General features: G+C 71.0%; 11 protein-coding genes. 3 read left to right on the top strand and 8 right to left on the bottom strand.

Going from position 1 to position 18,458, the window contains the following annotated elements:
* Positions 1–454 precede the first annotated feature (454 nt).
* The gene (locus tag MWU57_RS04365) at positions 455–1,024 is read left to right on the top strand and encodes an N-acetyltransferase (RefSeq protein WP_246907466.1); all 570 of its coding nucleotides are present in this window, start codon (positions 455–457) and stop codon (positions 1,022–1,024) included.
* Between the two features lie 15 nt (positions 1,025–1,039).
* Here the strand turns inward: MWU57_RS04365 and MWU57_RS04360 are convergent, their stop codons facing one another.
* The 7 genes from MWU57_RS04360 to MWU57_RS04330 all read right to left on the bottom strand — a co-directional run bounded on the left by MWU57_RS04360 (position 1,040) and on the right by MWU57_RS04330 (position 13,975).
* Positions 1,040–2,038, bottom strand: coding sequence for a sugar phosphate isomerase/epimerase (locus MWU57_RS04360; protein WP_106268756.1), 999 nt, complete (start codon positions 2,036–2,038; stop codon positions 1,040–1,042).
* Positions 2,039–2,090: 52 nt separating this feature from the next.
* Positions 2,091–2,732: a hypothetical protein gene (locus MWU57_RS04355; RefSeq protein WP_246907464.1), complete on the bottom strand. Its 642-nt coding sequence runs from the start codon at positions 2,730–2,732 to the stop codon at positions 2,091–2,093.
* A 223-nt stretch (positions 2,733–2,955) separates the two neighbouring features.
* Positions 2,956–8,877 (bottom strand): ThuA domain-containing protein, encoded by a 5,922-nt coding sequence (locus MWU57_RS04350; protein WP_246907462.1) that lies wholly within the window; start codon positions 8,875–8,877, stop codon positions 2,956–2,958.
* A gap of 141 nt (positions 8,878–9,018) precedes the next feature.
* Positions 9,019–10,194, bottom strand: coding sequence for a Gfo/Idh/MocA family protein (locus tag MWU57_RS04345; RefSeq protein ID WP_246907461.1), 1,176 nt, complete (start codon positions 10,192–10,194; stop codon positions 9,019–9,021).
* A 102-nt stretch (positions 10,195–10,296) separates the two neighbouring features.
* On the bottom strand, positions 10,297–11,364 hold the full coding sequence (locus MWU57_RS04340; RefSeq protein WP_246907458.1) for a substrate-binding domain-containing protein: 1,068 nt from the start codon (positions 11,362–11,364) through the stop codon (positions 10,297–10,299).
* A 62-nt stretch (positions 11,365–11,426) separates the two neighbouring features.
* The gene (locus MWU57_RS04335) at positions 11,427–12,458 is read right to left on the bottom strand and encodes an ABC transporter permease (protein WP_207767727.1); all 1,032 of its coding nucleotides are present in this window, start codon (positions 12,456–12,458) and stop codon (positions 11,427–11,429) included.
* Positions 12,455–13,975, bottom strand: a complete 1,521-nt coding sequence (locus MWU57_RS04330) for a sugar ABC transporter ATP-binding protein (protein ID WP_246907455.1) — start codon at positions 13,973–13,975, stop codon at positions 12,455–12,457. The genes MWU57_RS04335 and MWU57_RS04330 overlap by 4 nt, the downstream gene beginning before the upstream one ends.
* Positions 13,976–14,103: 128 nt before the next feature.
* Here MWU57_RS04330 and MWU57_RS04325 point away from each other — a divergent pair, with 128 nt between their 5' ends.
* Positions 14,104–15,300 carry an ROK family protein gene (locus MWU57_RS04325; RefSeq protein WP_106268767.1) on the top strand — a complete coding sequence of 399 codons (1,197 nt, stop codon included), beginning with the start codon at positions 14,104–14,106 and terminating at the stop codon, positions 15,298–15,300.
* Positions 15,297–15,968: a ThuA domain-containing protein gene (locus MWU57_RS04320; protein ID WP_106268769.1), complete on the top strand. Its 672-nt coding sequence runs from the start codon at positions 15,297–15,299 to the stop codon at positions 15,966–15,968. The genes MWU57_RS04325 and MWU57_RS04320 overlap by 4 nt, the downstream gene beginning before the upstream one ends.
* A gap of 21 nt (positions 15,969–15,989) precedes the next feature.
* Here the strand turns inward: MWU57_RS04320 and ligA are convergent, their stop codons facing one another.
* Entirely contained in the window at positions 15,990–18,401 is a 2,412-nt protein-coding gene (gene ligA, locus MWU57_RS04315) for an NAD-dependent DNA ligase LigA (RefSeq protein ID WP_246907452.1), read from the bottom strand.
* Positions 18,402–18,458 lie beyond the last annotated feature (57 nt).

The raw sequence follows: 18,458 nt of genomic DNA, 5'->3' as shown, positions 1-18,458 counted from the left end.
TTCAATCCAGTCCAAAGGAACCAAAAAGGTTCAAAATTTGGCATTGACTATCAAGCACACTGTTGAGTTCTCAAACAACCGACGCACACCATCCAAGACCGGAACACCGTCCCGACCCCGTCCGGGGCAACCCTTCAACCTTACCCGATCTTCCGGCCTGGTCAAACCGCCGTGGCGATCCGCACCCGGCCGCTTCCCGCGGCAAGACCCCTCGATGCTGGTTCGGAGCGCACGAAGCTGTCCGAGACCTTCAGTGAGAGTTTCAACCCCGGCGGCCACCTCGCGGTGTCCGTTCCCTGTCGGGCTGACTTCGAGAACATTACACGTCCTGCCGCCTGACGCCAACTTCGCAGGACGGTGATGCCCGGCACACCCCGCTCGGACGCGTCGACGCAGGTCAGGGAGCCGGCGTCCGGCCACGCGGTGACCGCCGGGCCGCGCTAGGTTCGAGGTCGTGACTGCAGAACCCGTCGTCGTCCGCGCTGCCCGTCCTCAGGAGGCGGCCGAGATCGCCTGGCTTGCCGCCCTGACGTTTCCCCTCGCGTGCCCCGAAGGGACCCCGGTGCCCACCATGGCGGCCCACGTCGCGGCGCACCTGACGCCCGCGCACTTCGCGGCATGGAGCGGCTCTGCCGAGCACCTGCTGCTGGTCGCCGAGAGCGGCGACGACTCCGGGAGCCTCGTGGGCTACACGCTGCTCGCCGTGGGCGAGCCCGCCGGGCCCGACGAGCTCGCGGCCCTGCGCTCCGCCGTCGGGCCGGGGCCGTACGTGGAGCTGTCCAAGATCTACGTGCATCCCGACCACCTCGGCCACGGCACCGCCGGTCGGATGCTCACGACCGCGACCTCCGAGGCGCAGCGTCTGGCTCCCGGCCGACCGTTCTGGCTCGGCACCAACGGTCAGAACGCACGGGCCCAGTCGTTCTACCGCCGGCACGGGTTCACGGTGATCGGGCGGCGCACCTACGACGTCGGCGGGGTGCAGCACGACGACGTGGTCATGCTGCAGGCCCCCGCCGAGTAGCTCACGAGCAGAACGTCACTGCGACGAGAAGGCCGCGTCGAACGCTGCGTCGGGCGCGTCGAACGCGTACCGGCGCACGAACTGCACCGCCTCGGACGCCCCGACCAGCCGGTCCATGCCGGCGTCCTCCCACTCCACGGAGAGCGGGCCGTCGTAGCCGATCGCGTTGAGCATGCGGAAGGCGTCCTCCCAGGGGACGTCGCCGTGCCCCGTGGAGATGAAGTCCCATCCACGGCGCGGGTCCGCCCACGCGAGGTGGGACGAGAGCCGGCCGTTGCGGCCGTTCAGACGCTTCTTCGTGTCCTTGCAGTGCACGTGGTAGATCCGGTCGGCGAAGTCCCAGAGGAACGCCACCGGGTCGATGTCCTGCCACACCATGTGGCTGGGGTCCCAGTTCAGGCCGAACGACTCGCGGTGGCCGATCGCCTCGAGCGTGCGCTTCGCCGTCCAGTAGTCGTAGGCGATCTCGCTGGGGTGCACCTCGAGGGCGAACCGGACCCCGACCTCCTCGAAGACGTCGAGGATCGGGTTCCACCGGTCCGCGAAGTCCTGGTAGCCCGCCTCCACCATGTCGGCCGGCACCGGCGGGAACATCGCCACGGTCTTCCAGATCGACGAGCCCGAGAACCCGACGACCGTCTTCACGCCGAGCTTGGCGGCCATGCGCGCCGTGTCCTTCATCGCCTCGGCGGCCCGCTGCCGGACCCCCTCGGGGTCTCCGTCGCCCCAGACGTGCGGCGGCAGGATCTCCTCGTGCCGTCGATCGATGGGGTCGTCGCACACCGCCTGGCCCGTGAGGTGGTTCGAGATCGCGACGATGCGCAGACCGTGCCGCTCCATGAGATCCAGGCGTCCCTGGACGTACTCGGCGTCGTCCCACCGCGTCACGTCCATGTGGTCGCCCCAGCAGCACAGCTCGAGGCCGTCGTAGCCCCAGCCCGCAGCCAGACCGGCGACCTCCTCGAGCGGCAGGTCGGCCCACTGGCCGGTGAAGAGAGAGATCGGTCGGGTCATGTCGGTTCCTTCCTTCGGTCGCCTCCGGCCGGAGACGAGTTCGTGACAGCGGTCAGGCGGAGCGTCGTCGCCGGACCAGGATCAACGCAGCGACGCCCACGGCGGCGAGCCCCAGGACGATCCAGACCCAGGGCGCCGGCCCGGCAGGGGCCGTGCTCGCGGTGTCGGTGGCGTCGGCCGAGTCGGCGGCAGGTTCCGCGCCGGCCTCGTCGCCACCGGCCGGCTCTCCGCTCTCGTCCCCGGCGGGCTCCGCAGAGGGCTCGGCAGTCGGCGTCGGCGGCGCGACGACGTCGAGCTCTGTCTTCGACTTGTGCTTCGAGGGCTCCGTCGCCCGCACGGTGAGCGTCCAGTGCCCCTCACCCAGCAGGCCGGGCTCGGACCGGTACCAGCCCACCCCCTCCGAGGCCGACGTCAGCTGCACCGGCCCGACCTCCTCCCCCGTGTCGGAGACGGCCTTGATGGTGACGTCGACCGTCTCCTCGACAGGATGCCCGTCCGCCGCCCAGACGACGACGGCGTCGACGCCACCGGCACCGTCGGTCCCGACGTCGATCTTCAGCTCACCGCCGTGAGCCGCGGCCTGCGGCACGGCGGCCACCCATGCCACGACGGAGAGGACGAGTGCCGCGAGCACGGCGAGCGTCGCCGTCGTCCGCCGGCCTCGCCGGTGCTGCACCACGTGCTGGGTGATCATCTGCCGTGCTCCTTCGAGTTCGTGACACCGAGGCCCCTCGGCACAGGAGCGGAGCGCACCGTCCTGTGCCGAGGGTCTGCCGGCTCGAGGCCGGCGTACCGCTGGGTGGCCACCGGCCGCCGGCACCGTCCCCGGGCCGGGACCGCGCCGTACGGACGTCCGGCGTCCCGCCCAGCGGCGATCGTGGCGGGGGGCCGCACACCGGCGGCCCCCCGCGACCGGATCAGAGGCAGTCCACCTCCCCCACGGTGAGGATCACCTTGGCCTTGCCCGACGGGCTCAGCTCCCAGTCACCCTCGACCTCGAGGTCGGTACGCGCCTCCGGGCTCGCGATGACGCGGTAGCTGCCCGCGTCCAGCGCCGACAGGTCCTTCGGCTTGCCCTTGGCCTTGCCGTCGACCCAGTTGTGCACCACGTACCCCTTGACCCCGACGACGTCGAGCGGCGTCAGCGAGGCGGGCACGGTGGTGCCGTCGGTGCAGGTCGCCTGCACCAGCTCCACGGCAGGGACGCGGTCGCAGCCGTAGCTCTCCATCGTGACGACCAGGGTGGCCTTGCCCGACGGGCTCAGCTCCCAGTCACCCTCGACGTCGAGCACGTAGCCGGGTTCCGGCGTCGCGATGACGTGGTACTGGCCGGGTGCCAGGTCCCCGAGGTCCGACGGCTTGCCGTCGTTCAGGTCGCCGTCCACCCAGTTGTGCACCACGTAGCCCTTGACGCCGTCGACCTCCACGCCGGTGAGCGAGCCACCGGTGCGGACGTTCTCACCGTCGGCGTCGACCTCGCAGCCGGGCTGCGTGAGCGACACGGCCGGCGTCGCCGGGACCGGGTCCGGGCACTCCGGCTCGTCGATGGTGAACCGCAGGACGCCGAAGCCGTTCGCGTTCACCCTCCAGCCGTCACCCGGCTCGATGACGAAGCCGTCGGCAGGACGCGCGGCCACCCGGTACGTGCCCGGGTCGAGGTCGGCCAGGTCGTCCACGACCGGGCCGGCACCGTCCTCGGTGACGGGCCGCACGACGTACCGCACGCCCTCCACCTCGGTCGTGACCACGGCGCCACCGGTGATCTCGTGGCTGCCGTCGGCGCCCCACGTGCACGAGGCCTGGACGACCTCGACGGCCGGAGTCACCGGCGTCGCGTCCGGTGCCGCGATGGTGAACGTCAGGGTCTCGCCCGCGACGTCCTCACCACCGGCGGAAGCGCGGACCTCGACCGTGTGGTCACCCGGCTCGGACACCTCGACCGGAGCCGTGTACTCGGCCCAGCCGGCGCCGTCGACGTTCACCTCGCGGTAGACCGTCGCGCCGTCGGGACCACCCGTGGTCTCCACGGTGACCGTCACCGGTCCCGTGTAGGTGCCGTCGGCACGATCCGGCTCGGCCGGGTCGAGCGAACCGACCACCGCGAGCGGCTCCACGTCGTCCCCGACCACCCGGAAGTAGTCGAAGGACGCCGTCGCCGACGTGGTCTGCGACGCGCCCAGCGCGTACAGCCCGATGCCGGCATCGGCGAGACCCGCGTGCTCGACGGGTTCCGCGATCGTCTGCCACGTCTCACCGTCGGTCGAGTACGAACCCGTGAAGGTCGTGCCCTCCTTGGTCAGGCGCAGGTGCCAGACGCCGTCCGTGAGGTCGGAGACGTTCGGCTGCGGGTCCACGACCGTGGCGTCCACCTCCGAGCGGAGCTCCAGGCGTGCGGAGAGCGCGCTGCCCGCGGTGTTGTCCGCGACGTAGTCCAGCTTGACGTAGTTGTCGTCGTCCCCGTAGAGGATCAGACCGCCCTGCTGGTACTGCTCCGTGAACTCGGAGGCGTCGACCTTGGTCTCCACCGTCCAGTCACCCTCCGGCTGGTCCTGGAGGACGATGTTCGGCACCGCGGTGTTGTTGCCGGTGTAGATGTCGGTCGCCGTGGTGTCGATCTCCAGCGACCCGTCGGCCACCCGGTAGCCCGACTCGTCCTCGCGGACGATCCGGTCCCACCGGCAGGTGTCCAGCTCCGACCCGTCGAACTCGTCGTCCGGCACGGTCGAGACCGAGTCGTCCGGCGTCAGGTGGAACCAGTCGAACTCGGCGTCCACCACCGGCGCCGCCGACCCCGTGCCCGCGAGGGACACGAGACCGATCTGCGGGTCGGCCAGGCCGTCGAGCGACTTCGTCTGCGGCATCTGCGTGAACTCCACGCCGTCCGCCGAGTACGAGGCCCGCAGGTCCGAACCGTCGGTGCTGGTGAAGCGCACGTACACCGTGTCCGGGTACGCCGCGCCGAGTGCCGCCGTGTTGGACTCGCCGACCTCGTTCGGTGCCCCGCCCTCCTCACGGATGAACTGGAAGATGCGCGTGGCCGGGTCGGCAGGCGCCGAACGGCCCTGCAGCACCATCTTGGCGTAGTTGTCCGCGTCGTCGTAGATGACGAGGCCGGCCTGCTGGTACTGCGCGTGAGCCGGGATCGTCACCTTCGCCGTCGCGGTGAACGGACCGTCCGGGAGGTCCTGCAGGACGACGTTCGGCACCGTCACGTTGTTCGTGCCGTAGAAGTCCGTGACCGTCGCCGGGATGGTCAGCGTCCCGTCGGCGACCTGCAGGTCCTGGTTCCGGTCGAGCACCGTCCAGCGGTCCGTGTCGAGCTCCTCGCCGAGGAAGTCGTCCGACCGGCCCTGGAAGCAGAGCACCGGCTCGGTGGCCTCCTGGGTCACGGTGATCGTCACGTACTCCTGGACGTAGGCACCGCCGCCGTCCGTCACCCTCGCCTGGAGGCGATATGTGCCGGGCTCGGTGTACGTGTGCTCCAGCGTCGGGTCGCCGTCGGTGAACCCGTCGCCGAGACCGAGGTCCCAGGCGTGCACGAGCGCGCCGTCGTCGCCGTCCGGATCGGTGGCCGTGGCCGTGGCGGTCACGGTCAGCGGCGCCACGCCCTCGAGCGGTGACACCTCGAGATCGAGCTCGGGGCGCTCGTTGGCGGTCACGCCACGGCCGTCGATCTCGAACCAGTTGACGTTGATGCCGCCGGACTCGAGCACGAAGTACAGCGTGCCCGACCCGGTCGGTACGTCGGTCAGCGTCGCCGCGACGTCCTCGTAGGCCTGCCAGTCACCGGTCGACGGGATCGACAGGCGCCCGATCTCCGGACCGTCCGGGGCGTCCCAGCGCAGCGAGACCTCGCCGCCGTCGGGGGACGCGACCCGCAGGGAGAGCCCCTCGACGTTGCCCATGCTGATCGGGTCGTAGGCCCACCAGTCGTCGGGCTCGATGTAGCCGATGTTCTGGCCACCGCCGGCGGTGTCCCCCGTGTCCTCCCGCTGGACCCCGGCGTCGCCGGGGCTCGTGGAGCCGTCGAGCCGGCCCGTCGACGTGAAGAACTCCGCCTGGACGAGCTTGGGCTGCAGCACCTGCAGGTCGTTGCCCGTGAGCGGGACGCCCGCGGAGCCGCCGTCGTCGGAGTACGTCGCCTCGATCACCCAGAAGATGTTCGACTCGATGCCGTGGCCCTCGTCGCGGGCCGTCTGGATGACGCCCTCGCAGCCGGTCAGCTCGTCGAACGGGTGGGCGTGCGAGTCGTGGCCGAGCGAGGTGAACAGCCGCACGTCGGCGCAGTCGACCTCACCGTCCGGGTCGTCGACGGCGATCTCGTAGGCGACCTGGTCGCCCCACTCGAAGAAGCCGCCGTTCTCCGGGAACGTGATCGACACGGTCGGAGCCTCGTTGCCCACCACGATCGTGACGTTCGCGACGCCGGTCTGGCCGTTGTCGTCGGTCACCGTGAGCTGGGCGGTGTACGAACCCTCCTCGGTGTACGTGTGCGTCGGGTTCGCCTCCGTGCTCGGCTCCGAACCGTCGCCGAACGTCCACTGCAGGGTGATCGGGTCACCGTCCGGGTGCCGTGAGCCCTCCGAGGAGAACTGCACCGTCAGCGGGGACGCACCGCTCGTCACGTCGGCGGAAGCACGCGCGATCGGCGCTGGGTCGCCCTGGACGTAGTTGACCTTGAAGATGCCCGACGAGTCGTTGTTGCCACCGAAGCCGGAGCCCCAGTCGACCATGTACAGGGCGCCGTCCGGACCGAACTCGAAGTCCATCGGCCGGTCGAAGCCTGCGCTCGGGTCGAAGATCTCCGGGAGCACGCGGTTGATGTCGACCAGGTCGTCGCGGTCCTCGCCGGCGAGCTGGAACGAGTACATGCGTCCCTGGTTCCACTCGCCGAACAGGGCCTTGCCGTCCCAGTACTCCGGCCACTTGACGTCGGAGTCGAGCTCGGCGTCGTACTCGTAGACCGGCCCGCCCATGGGGGCACCGCCGCCGCCGATCTCGGGGAACAGCGGGTTGGTGGAGTACCCGTACCAGACCTCCGCCTCGATGGCCCCGGGGAGCTGCTCGATGCCGGTGTTGTGCGGGGAGTCGTTGACGACGCCGCCGGCGCAGTCGAACGCCTCGCCGGACTGGCCGGTGGCGAAGTCGTAGTCGACGTAGGCGTTGTTCGAGCCCGTGCAGTACGGCCAGCCGTAGAAGCCCGGCTCGCTCACCACGTTCCACTCGACGGTGCCCGCCGGGCCCCTGGTGGCGCTGGCGCTGCCCGCGTCGGGACCGTAGTCGGCGACGTGCACGTTCCCCGACGCCGGGTCGAGACCGATCCGGAACGGGTTGCGGAAGCCCATCGCGTAGATCTCGGGCAGGGTGTCCGCCGTACCGGGGGCGAACATGTTGCCGTCCGGCACGGTGTAGGAGCCGTCCTCCTGGGGGGTGATCCGCAGGACCTTGCCCCGCAGGTCGTTCGAGTTCGCCGACGTGCGCTGCGAGTCGTAGTTCTGACGACCGGACCGCTCGTCGATGGGCGTGTAGCCCGCCGACTCGAACGGGTTGGTGTTGTCCCCGGTCGCGATGTACAGGTGGCCCTCGGCGTCGAAGACCATGTCGCCGCCCGCGTGGCAGCAGGTCTGCCGCTGGGTCGGGATCACCAGCACCTTCTGCTCGGTGGACAGGTCGATCGAGCCGTCGGCGTAGGTGAAGCGGGAGACCCGGTTGTGCGGACCGTCGTCACCGACGTCGGTCGGCGACCAGAACAGGTACACCCACCCGTTGGCGGCGAAGTCCGGGTCGAGCACGATGCCCGTCAGGCCGTCCTCGTTCGACTGCGTGACGTCCAGCGTCGCCGCCGTCGTCGTGACGTTGGTGTCCGGGTCGATGACACGGACCCGGCCGTCCCGCTCGACGTAGAACACGGTGCCGTCCGGCGCCACCTCGAGCATCATGGGGTTCGACGTGTCGTCGTCCAGCGGCACCGCCTCGAAGCTCGCGCTCTGCGTCGCCGCACAGTCCGAGTCCACGACGCCGGCCGCCGTCTGGATACCGCCCAGCAGGTGCTGGAGGAACTCCGGCTCGGCGTAGGACGCGTCGGTGTGGCCACCGCCGGTGTACCAGGACCGGCCGCCGTCGTAGGCCTGGCACCACGCGATCGGGTGCTCGGCGCCCATCGCGCCCGAGCCGGGCGAGTAGCTCGACTCGTCGAGGCTCGCCAGCACGTGGACCTCGTCCCGCGGGTTCTCGCGGAAGTTGTACCACTCGTCGAACCGCTCCCAGCGCGCGGGCAGGTGCGCGGTCGACTCGTGGACGTGGTCCTCCACCTTGATCGTGGCGTCCTGGTTCTGCGGGTGGCTGTTGAAGTAGGCGCCGACCAGCTCGCCGTACCAGGGCCAGTCGTACTCCGTGTCGGAGGCGGCGTGGACACCGGCGTAGCCGCCGCCACCCTGGATGTACGCCTCGAACGCGGCCTGCTGGTCGGCGTCGAGGACGTCGCCCGTCGTCGACAGGAACAGCACGGCCTCGTACTGCTCGAGGTTCTCCGACGTGAACGCCCCGGCGTCCTCGGTCGCCGTGACCGAGAAACCGTTGTCGGTGCCGAGCTGTTGGATGGCCGCGATGCCGGCCGGGATCGATCCGTGGCGGAAGCCCGCCGTCTTGGAGAAGACGAGGAGGTCGAACTCCTCGGCCGCGGCCTCGAACGCCGCCTCGACGGGCGGCGGTTCGTCGGCCTCGGCGGCTTGGGCGCCGGCGGCGCCGGCCCACGAGAGCGGCAGGACGACGGCGGCCGACACGGCGGCCCCGACACCTCGTCTCACGGCTCGCGAACGTGCGCTGAGCACTGTACTCACCAGGAACTCCTTCGGTCTGGATCAGTGGTGCTGCTGAGAAGAGCGCTCCGCGGTACCCGCTCACGTCGGCCCGGACGTGGTGGAACCGGTCGATGCTGGTGCTGCCTGGGGCGTGCCTCCTTCCTCGGTCCGTGCAGGAGGTCAGACGTCGAGCCAGATGCCCTTCTCGGCACTGCGCTCGACGGCGTCCAGCACCCGCTGGACGCCCAGCCCGTCGGCGAACGACGGCGCCGGGTCGTCGCCCGCCGCGATCGCCGAGACGAGGTCGACGACCTGGTGCGTGAACGCGTGCTCGTAGCCGAGCCCGTGCCCGGGGGGCCACCAGGCGGCGACGTAGGCGTGGTGGTCGGCCTCGGTGACGACGATCCTGCGGAAGCCCGCGGTCGCCCCCGACTCGTCGGCGTCGTAGAAGTGCAGGACGTTCATGTCCTCGAAGTCGAAGGCCAGGGAGCCCCGGGAGCCGTTGATCTCGAGGCGGATGGCGTTCTTCCGTCCCTGCGCGTACCGCGTCGCCTCGAAGACACCGAGCCCTCCGCCGGACATCGTCGCGAGGAAGCAGGCGGCGTCGTCGACGCTCACGGGGCCGGTCTCGTCGCCCCCGGTGCCCGACAGCCCGGCGAACTCGGTGGCCACCGGCCGCTCGGTCACGAAGGTCTCGAGCACTCCGGTGACCCCGGTGATCTGCTCACCGGTGATGAACTGCGTCAGGTCGACGATGTGGGCGCCGATGTCCCCGAGGGCACCTGAGCCAGCCTTCTTCTTGTCCATCCGCCACGACAGCGGCGTCGCGGGGTCCGAGAGCCAGTCCTGCAGGTACTGGGCCCGCACGTGGCGCACCTGCCCGATCCGGCCGTCGGCGACGAGCTGCCGCGCGAGCTGGATCGCCGGCACGCGCCGGTAGGTGAAGCCGACCATCGCGCGGACGCCACGGGCAGCGGCGCGGTCGGCCGCGGCCACCATCTCCTCGGCCTCGGCGACGGTGTTGGCCAGAGGCTTCTCGCAGAGCACGTGCTTGCCGGCGTCGAGCGCCGCGATCGCGATCTCGGCGTGCGTGTCCCCCGGCGTGCAGATGTCGACGAGGTCGACGTCGTCGCGCTCCAGCAGGCGGTGCCAGTCCGTCTCGGTCGAGTCCCAGCCGAGGCGTGCCGCAGCCTCGGCGACCCGCTCGGGGTCGCGGCCGACGACGGCGGTCATCTCCGTGCGCAGCGGCAGGTCGAAGAATCGGGGGGCGGTGCGCCAGGCCTGGGAGTGCGCGGCGCCCATGAACGAGTAGCCGACCATCCCGACGCCGAGACGTGCGCGATCTCCGTCACCCATGTGAGTGGTCCTTCCGTGGTGTGGCACGGCCACGACCGGCTCGAGGCAGGCCGGGCCGCGGCGGCGGGGACAGGGCCCCGCCGCCGGGTCAGGTCGCGTCGGTCAGGACTCGAACGCGCTGGACAGGTACTGGTCGACGTTGTCCGTCGTCACGACGGGCGCGTAGAGCTGGACGGTGCGCGGCACGTTCGACGACGCGAGGTCGCTCATGCTGGCCTCGTGCGCGACCAGACGGGCGAGCTTGATGCCGTCCGCCGCCTGCGTCGACGGGTAGATGACGGTCGCCTGGACGACGGAGTCGCCGCTCTGGATCTCCCGCATCATGTTGGCCGAGCCCGCCCCGCCGACGAGGAAGAACTCGTCACGGCCGGCGTTCTCGATCGCCTGGAGCACGCCGACGCCCTGGTCGTCGTCGTGGTTCCAGATGGCGTCGATCTCGGGGGCCGCCTGCAGCAGGCTCGCCGTCACCGACTCACCGCTCTGCACGGTGAAGTCGGCCGACACCTGGTTGTCGACGTCCAGCCCGCACTCGCCGAGCGCGTCCTCGAAGCCCTGGCTGCGGTCCTGGGTGAGCGGCAGCGACGCGATGCCCTGGATCTCGGCCACGACGGCGTCCGGCTGGTCGCCGAGCTGCTCACAGATGTACTGGCCGGCCGAGACGCCCATGCCGTAGTTGTCACCGAGCACCGTGGAACGCGCGGCGAACGGGTCGGAGAACTCGCGGTCGACGTTGATGACCGGGATACCGGCCTCCATGGCCTGGATGGCGACGTCCGTGAGCGCGGCGCCGTCGAACGGCAGGAGCACGATGGCGTCCACGCCGTCGGCGATGAAGCCCTCGATCTGGCTGATCTGCACGTTGACGTCGTTGGTGCCCTCCGCGACACGGAGCTCGACGTCCTCGTAGTTCTCGGCCTCGGCCTCGGCGGCCGAGGTGATCGCGCCCATCCAGCCGTGGTCGGCCGCCGGGGCGGAGAAGCCGATGACGACCTCCTCGCCCGGTGCGTCGTTGTCGGAGGCCGGAGCCGCGCCCTCCTCGCTCATGGAGTCGGACTCGGTCTCCTCCTCGGCCGGCTCGTTGCTGACGCAGCCGGTCAGCAGCAGCGCCGAGGCGGCGAGTGCCGCGGGGACGGCGAGCATACGGCGACGGTTCTTCATCCGTGCGGACATAGGATCTTCCTCGATTCGGTCCGGTCGTGCAGGGTCTGGATTCTGGTGGGACGTCTGGTGTGTCAGGTGGATCTCGGTGCCGAGATCCGCTGCTGGAGCAGCACGGCGCCGACGATGATCGCGCCCTTGGCGATCTGCTGCACCGAGCTGTCGAGGTTGTTGATGATGAAGACGTTCGAGAGTGTCGCGAAGATGAGCACGCCGATGACGGTGCCGACGATGGTGCCGCGTCCGCCGGCGAGCAGCGTGCCACCCACGACGACCGCGGCGATCACGTCGAGCTCGTAGAGCAGCCCGTTGGTGGACGAGCCGGCACCGGTGCGGGCGAGCATCATGACGCCGGCGATGCCCACCGTGAGGCCGGAGAGCCCGTAGACGTACATCAGGTGCCGCTTGACCTTGATCCCGGCGAGGCGCGCCGCCTCCGGGTTGCCGCCCACGGCGACCGTGCGACGGCCGAACGTGGTGCGTGTGAGCAGGAACCAGCCGGCGACCACGACGAAGACGAAGATCCACACGATCTTCGGCACGCCCAGGAGGTTGCCCTCGAACGTCCCCTCGAACGACGACGACTGGACGAGCTGTGTGCGGCGGTTCGCGATGAGCTCGGCGAGGCCACGCGCCGCGACGAGCATCGCCAGGGTCGCGATGAATGCGACCACGTTCCCGTAGGCGATGATGACGCCGTTGACGAGCCCGGCGGCGAGGCCGACCAGGAGCGCACAGGTCACCATGACGATCCAGCCGTACTGGTCGGCCAGGTTCTGGGTGGCCAGGGTCGTGGCCCACACGGTCGTCAGGCCGAGCACGGAGCCGACCGACAGGTCGATGCCGCCCGTCGTGATGACGAAGGTCATCCCGACGGCCATGACACCGATCACCGAGGCGAGGCTCAGCACGATCATCAGGTTCGACAGGCTGGCGAACCGCTCGCCGCCGGTGAGGAACCCGACCAGGCACAGCAGGAGGAGGGCGGCGACCAGCCCGAGGTTGCGGGCCGTGCCGCCGGACAGGGCACTGAACCCGCGACGCCGTCCTGCCGTTGTCTTGGGGCTGTCCACCGCCGGGTTCGGCGACGTCTGCTGCTCGCTCACGCGGCACTTCCTTCCATGACCATGTCGAGCACCTGGTGCTCGTCGATCGACTCGGCGGGCCCGGAGTGCACGACCTGTCCCTCGGAGATCACGAGGACACGGTCGGCCAGGCCCAGGACTTCGGGGATCTCGCTGGAGACGACGACGACGGCGGTCCCGGCGTCGGCGAGACGGCGCACGAGGGCGTAGATCTCGGACCGGGCACCGACGTCGACGCCACGGGTGGGTTCGTCGAGCAGCAGCACCTCGCAGCCGTGCACCAGCCAGCGGGCGAGCATGGCCTTCTGCTGGTTGCCGCCCGAGAGCGTGCGGATGGATCGTTCGACGTCTGCCGGGCGGAGGTCGAGCGCCGTCGCCTGCTCCTGGGCTGCCTTCTTCTCGGCGCGCTCGTCGAGCCAGCCGCCCCGCGCCGTCCGGGCGAACGACGACAGCGTGATGTTCCGGTAGACGGGCTCGTCGAGCACCAGGCCCTGGCTCTTGCGCTCCTCGGGAGCCAGGCCGATGCCCGCGCCGACGGCCGCGGGCACGGAGCCGTTGTGGAGGCGCCGGCCGTCGAGCCTGACGGTCCCCCCGGTCGCCCGGCGTGCGCCGTAGACGGTCTCGAGGATCTCCGAGCGCCCGGAGCCGACGAGCCCGGCGAGCCCGACGATCTCGCCGGCGCGCACGGTCAGCGACACGTCCGAGAAGACGCCGGCCAGCGAGAGGTCCTCGACCTGCAGCCGGACGGCGGCGTCGGCGGGGACCCCGGGACGCTCCGGGAAGGAGTACTCGACGTCCTTGCCGGTCATCAGCCGGATGAGCTCGTCGGTGGAGGTCGACGCCACGTCCAGGTTGCGGCCGACGGTGCGGCCGTCCTTGATGACGGTGATGCGGTCGCCGATCCGGCGGATCTCCTCGAGACGGTGGGAGATGTAGATGATCGCGATGCCCTGGGCGACCAGCTCCTCGACCACGCGGAAGAGGTTGTCGACCTCACCGGAGTCGAGCACCGCCGAGGGCTCGTCCATGACGATCACCCGGGCGTCACGCGAGAGGGCGCGAGCCATCGAGACCACCTGCTTGCCGGCCGCCGACAGCGTGCCGACCTCGCGGTGCGGCGAGATCTCCGGGTGCCCGAGCCGCTCCATGAGCTGGCGCGTCCGGTTCGCGACCTCACGCCGCTGGGTCACGCCGACGTTGGCGAGCTCGTGGCCGAGGTAGATGTTCTCCGCGACGGTGAGCCCGTCGACGACGTCGAGCTCCTGGTACATGGTGGCGACCCCGTGCTCCAGCGCCGCCACCGGGTGGGGGATCTCGATCTTCTCGCCGTCCATGAGGATCGTGCCCTCGGTCGGCTGGTGGGCACCGGCGAGGACCTTGATCAGCGTGGACTTGCCCGCTCCGTTCTGGCCGAGGAGGCAGTGCACCTCGCCGGGACGGACGTCGAGGTCCACTCCGTCGAGGGCGCGCGCTCCGGGGAACGTCTTCACGATGCCTTGCATCTGCAGCAGCAGTGCTGGGGGGTCTTCTGTGACCATGTGATGAAACGTAGACGGACTTATGTTGTCCGTCAAGCAAAAGTGCGGGTACTTTGTGATCGTTACCCGCTCGTGATAGACACCCAGCGACACAACGCGAGGCCGGAAAGGCGTGGTTCACTGTGCTCATGGAAGGGCTGCAGAAGTTTCCTCCACGTCCCACCGGGGCGGGGGAGATGTTCCAGCTGTTCCGGGACGGCACGCCGCACACACGGGCCTCGCTCGTCTCCGAGACCGGCCAGTCCCGATCCACCGTCGCCGCGCGCATCGAGGCGCTGACCGCCGTCGGGCTGCTCACACCCGCCGGCGAGGCCTCCAGCACCGGCGGACGGCCGCCGTCGACCTTCGCGTTCGACCCCTCGAACCGCATCGTGCTCGGCGTGGACCTCGGCGCCACGCACGCGCGCCTCGCCATCACCGACCTCGCCGCCAACCCCCTCGCGTCGACGCAGGAACCGCTCGCCATCGCCGACGGCCCGGAACCCGTGCTCTCGTGGGTCGCCGAGACGGGCGCCTCGCTCGTGGCCCAGGCCGGCCGCAAGGTCGAGGAGCTCGCCGGCATCGGCATCGGGCTGCCCGGCCCCGTCGACCACGCCGACGGCCGACCGGTCAACCCGCCGATCATGCCGGGCTGGGACGGGACCGACGTCCCCGGCATCCTGCACCGGCTCCTCGGGGCCCCCGTGGTGGTGGACAACGACGTCAACGTCATGGCGCTCGGCGAGCACCGCACCGTGTGCCCCGACGAGCAGGACCTCCTCTTCGTCAAGGTCGCCACCGGCATCGGGGCGGGCGTCGTCATGGACGGCGAGCTCCGCCGCGGGGCGCAGGGCGCTGCCGGTGACCTCGGGCACGTCGCGGTCTCCGGCGCCGCCGAGATCCCCTGCCGCTGCGGCAACGTCGGGTGCCTCGAAGCCGTCGCGGGCGGGCTGGCGATCGCGGGCGCGCTGCAGGAGTCCGGCGCACGCATCCGGACCACCCAGGACATCGTCGACCTGGTCCGCGCCGGGGACGTGGCGGCCGGCCAGGCCGTGCGCCAGGCGGGCCGCGACATCGGGACCGTGCTGGCCGCCTCGGTGAGCCTGCTCAACCCGTCGCGCATCATCATCGGCGGGATCCTCGCCGGCGCCGGGGAGCACCTCGTCGCCGGCATCCGCGAGGTCGTCTACCAGCGCTCGCTGCCCCTGGCCACCCAGCACCTGCGGATCGTCACCTCACGAGCCGGTGCGCAGGCCGGCGTCGTCGGTGCGGCCACACTGGTCACCGACCGCTTCCTGGCACCACACTCGATCGACGCGCTCATCACCGTCAAGGAGGACTCTTGAGCAACCGTCAGGCCCTCGTCGTCCGCGGAGGCTGGCAGGGCCACGACCCCGTCGCCACCACCGACCTGTTCCTTCCCATGCTCGCCGTCGCCGGGTTCGACGTCACCGTCGAGGACTCGCTCGAGGTGTACGCCGACGAGTCGGTGATGTCCGAGGTCGACCTGATCGTGCAGAGCTGGACCATGGGCGAGATCCTCGCCGACGAGATGCACGGGTTGCGCCTCGCCGTGGAGAACGGCACGGGCCTCGCCGGCTGGCACGGCGGGCTGCTCGACGCGTTCCGTGGCGCCACCGACTACCAGCACATCGTCGGTGGACAGTTCGTCGCGCACCCGGACGACATGGTCGACCACGAGGTCGTCGTGCGCCCGGACCGGGCGGACCATCCCGTCGTCGCCGGCATCGGCCCCACGATCCGGCTCACCACCGAGCAGTACTGGCTCCAGACCGACCCGCTCTGCGACGTGCTCGCGACGACCACGCACGCCGTCCGCGACGGAGCACCGTGGCGCGAGCCCGTGACCGTCCCGGTCGTCTGGACCCGCCACTGGGGCCGCGGCAAGGTGTTCGCGTGCGCCGTCGGGCACACCGTCGCGGACCTCAAGATCCCCGAGATCCGCACCATGATCGAACGAGGCATCCTCTGGGCGGCCCGGGACCACCGCTGAGCCATCCGAGGTGGCGGGCTGTCACTCGGCGAGCGCCTCCGGGCCGCCCTCCAGCAGTCGCGTGAACGCGTCCTCGTCCAGGATCGGCAGCCCGAGGTCACGCGCCTTGGTCTCCTTGGAGCCCGCGTTCTCCCCCACCACGACGTAGTCCGTCTTCTTCGACACGGAGCCCGCGGCCTTGCCCCCGGCGGCGATGACCGCCTCCTTGGCCCCGTCGCGGGTGTAGCCCTCGAGCGAACCGGTGACGACGACGGTCAGGCCGGCGAGCGGACCCGTCGGCCCCTCGGCGGCCTTCTCCGCCATCACGGCGGGACCCGGGTGGTCGGGGATGGCGAAGCGGACGCCCGCCGCGGCCCAGGCCTCCACGATCTCGCGGTGCCAGTCGACCTCGAACCACGCGAGCAGCTCGTCGGCGATCACGGGGCCCACGCCCTCCACCGCCGCCAGGTCCTCGCGCGAGGCGGAACGGATGGCGTCCAGGGAGCCGAACCAGTCCGCGAGCGCCCGCGCCGCCACCGGACCGACGTGCCGGATGTTGAGCGAGACGAGGATGCGCCACAGGTCCTTCGTCCGGGCGCGGTCCAGCTCGTCGAGGAGCTTGGTCGCCTGGCTGGACGGCTCGTGGTCCGGGAGCACCTCCCCCGCCTCCTCGGCCGCCAGACGTGCGGCCCTGGAGTGGTTGAGCCTCTTGCGGAACGGCGTCCGACGGCGAACCTCCCCGTCGTCGTCGACCTTGGGCAGCCCTGTCTCGGCGTCCCGGACGACGACCTCGATCGGCAGGAGCTGCTCAAGAGTCAGGTCGAACAGCCCCGCCTCGGTGCGCAGCGGCGGGTCGGTCGGGACGTCCGGCTGGGTGAGGGCCGCCGCCGTGACCTCGCCGAGCGCTTCGACGTCCAGTCCGCCCCGGGACCCGATGTGCTCCACGCGTCCGCGCACCTGGGCCGGGCAGGACTCCGCGTTCGGGCACCGCAGGTCGACGTCGCCCTCCTTCATCGGCCGCAGGGCGGTGCCGCACTCGGGGCACTCGCCGGGCATGACGAAGTCCTCGCGGGGGTAGCCGTCGTCGGCCAGGGCAGGCACCGGGCCGAGGATCTCGGGGATCACGTCACCGGCCTTGCGGAGCACGACCATGTCGCCGATGCGCACGCCCTTGGCCTTGACCACGTCCTGGTTGTGCAGGGTGGCCTGGCGCACCGTGGACCCGGCGACCGTCACGGGTTCCATGACGGCGTAGGGCGTGGCGCGGCCCGTCCTGCCCACGCCCACCTGGATCGCGACCAGGCGGGTGTTGACCTCCTCGGGCGGGTACTTGTACGCGGTGGCCCACCGCGGCGCGCGGCTCGTGGCGCCCAGCCGGCGCTGGTCGGCCAGGGCGTCGACCTTGACCACGATGCCGTCGAGCTGGTGCTCGATGTCGTGCCGGTGTTCCGCGAAGTGGGTGATCATGTCCACGACGCCCTCGATCCCCTGCACCACGCGGTTGTGCGGCGAGACCGGGATACCCCACTGCTCGAACAGCGCGTACGCGTCCGACTGGTTCGCCAGCTCCGCGTGCTCGCCCTCCGTCCACTGCAGGGCGCCGACGCCGTGCGCGTAGATCCGCAGAGACTCGACCCGGGCGAGGCCGGCCTCCCGCTCGAGCCCGCTCTTCTTGTCCAGGAGCTGGCGCAGCCCGCCGGCGGCGGCGTTGCGCGGGTTCGCGAACTGCGGGAAGCGGCGCAGCGCGGCGACGCGGGCACGTTCCTCGTCGAACGCCCGGGACGACGTCGCCCGGCTGTCCGCTCGTTCCCGCGCCTCGGTCACCGCGCGCTCGCGCAGCTGCTCCTGCAGCTCGTTGAGCCGGTCGAAGGCGGCGACGGGGATGAAGACCTCGCCGCGTACCTCGACGACCTCCGGGTGGTCGTCGCCGGCGAGACGGCGGGGGATCTCCGCGATCCGCAGCGCGTTGGCCGTGATGTCCTCACCCGTCTGGCCGTCGCCGCGGGTCGCGGCTCGCACCAGGCGGCCCCGCTCGTACAGCAGCGCGATCGCCAGGCCGTCGATCTTGACCTCGGAGAGGTAGCCGACGTCCCCGCCCTCGACGTCGAGGTCACGGGCGATCCGGGCGTCCCAGGCGCGCAGCTCGTCGGTGCTGAACACGTTGTCCAGCGACAGCATGCGCTCGAGGTGCTCGACGGTGGCGAACCCGGCCGCGGCCTGCCCACCGACCCGCTGCGTCGGCGACTCCGGACTGCGCAAGGCCGGGTGGGCGGCCTCGATCGCCTCGAGCTCACGCATGCGGGCGTCGTACTCGGCGTCGGAGACCTTCGGGGCGTCCTGCTGGTAGTAGGCCCGCTGGTCCTCCTCGACGAGGGTGGCCAGCTCGGCCCAGCGACGCTGGGCAGCGGGCTCGTCGAGCGCGGCGGGATCGGTGGGCTCCGTCGTGTCGGTCACGGTCCCATCTTGCCGTGGGTCACCGACAGCAGCAGGGCTCCCCGCAGGCCTGACCGA

The sequence above is a fragment of the Isoptericola sp. S6320L genome (assembly GCF_023015685.1).
In the GTDB taxonomy this organism is placed as follows: Bacteria; Actinomycetota; Actinomycetes; order Actinomycetales; family Cellulomonadaceae; genus Isoptericola; species Isoptericola halotolerans_A.
This window is presented reverse-complemented; position numbering and strand designations above follow the sequence as displayed.

What these genes read in the sequence shown, in the direction of transcription:
- MWU57_RS04360 (WP_106268756.1), bottom strand. Translation starts at nt 2,038, where the DNA reads ATGACCCGACCGATCTCTCTCTTCACCGGCCAGTGGGCCGACCTGCCG.
- MWU57_RS04355 (WP_246907464.1), bottom strand. Translation starts at nt 2,732, where the DNA reads ATGATCACCCAGCACGTGGTGCAGCACCGGCGAGGCCGGCGGACGACG.
- MWU57_RS04345 (WP_246907461.1), bottom strand. Translation starts at nt 10,194, where the DNA reads ATGGGTGACGGAGATCGCGCACGTCTCGGCGTCGGGATGGTCGGCTAC.
- MWU57_RS04340 (WP_246907458.1), bottom strand. Translation starts at nt 11,364, where the DNA reads ATGTCCGCACGGATGAAGAACCGTCGCCGTATGCTCGCCGTCCCCGCG.
- MWU57_RS04330 (WP_246907455.1), bottom strand. Translation starts at nt 13,975, where the DNA reads ATGGTCACAGAAGACCCCCCAGCACTGCTGCTGCAGATGCAAGGCATC.
- MWU57_RS04325 (WP_106268767.1), top strand. Translation starts at nt 14,104, where the DNA reads ATGGAAGGGCTGCAGAAGTTTCCTCCACGTCCCACCGGGGCGGGGGAG.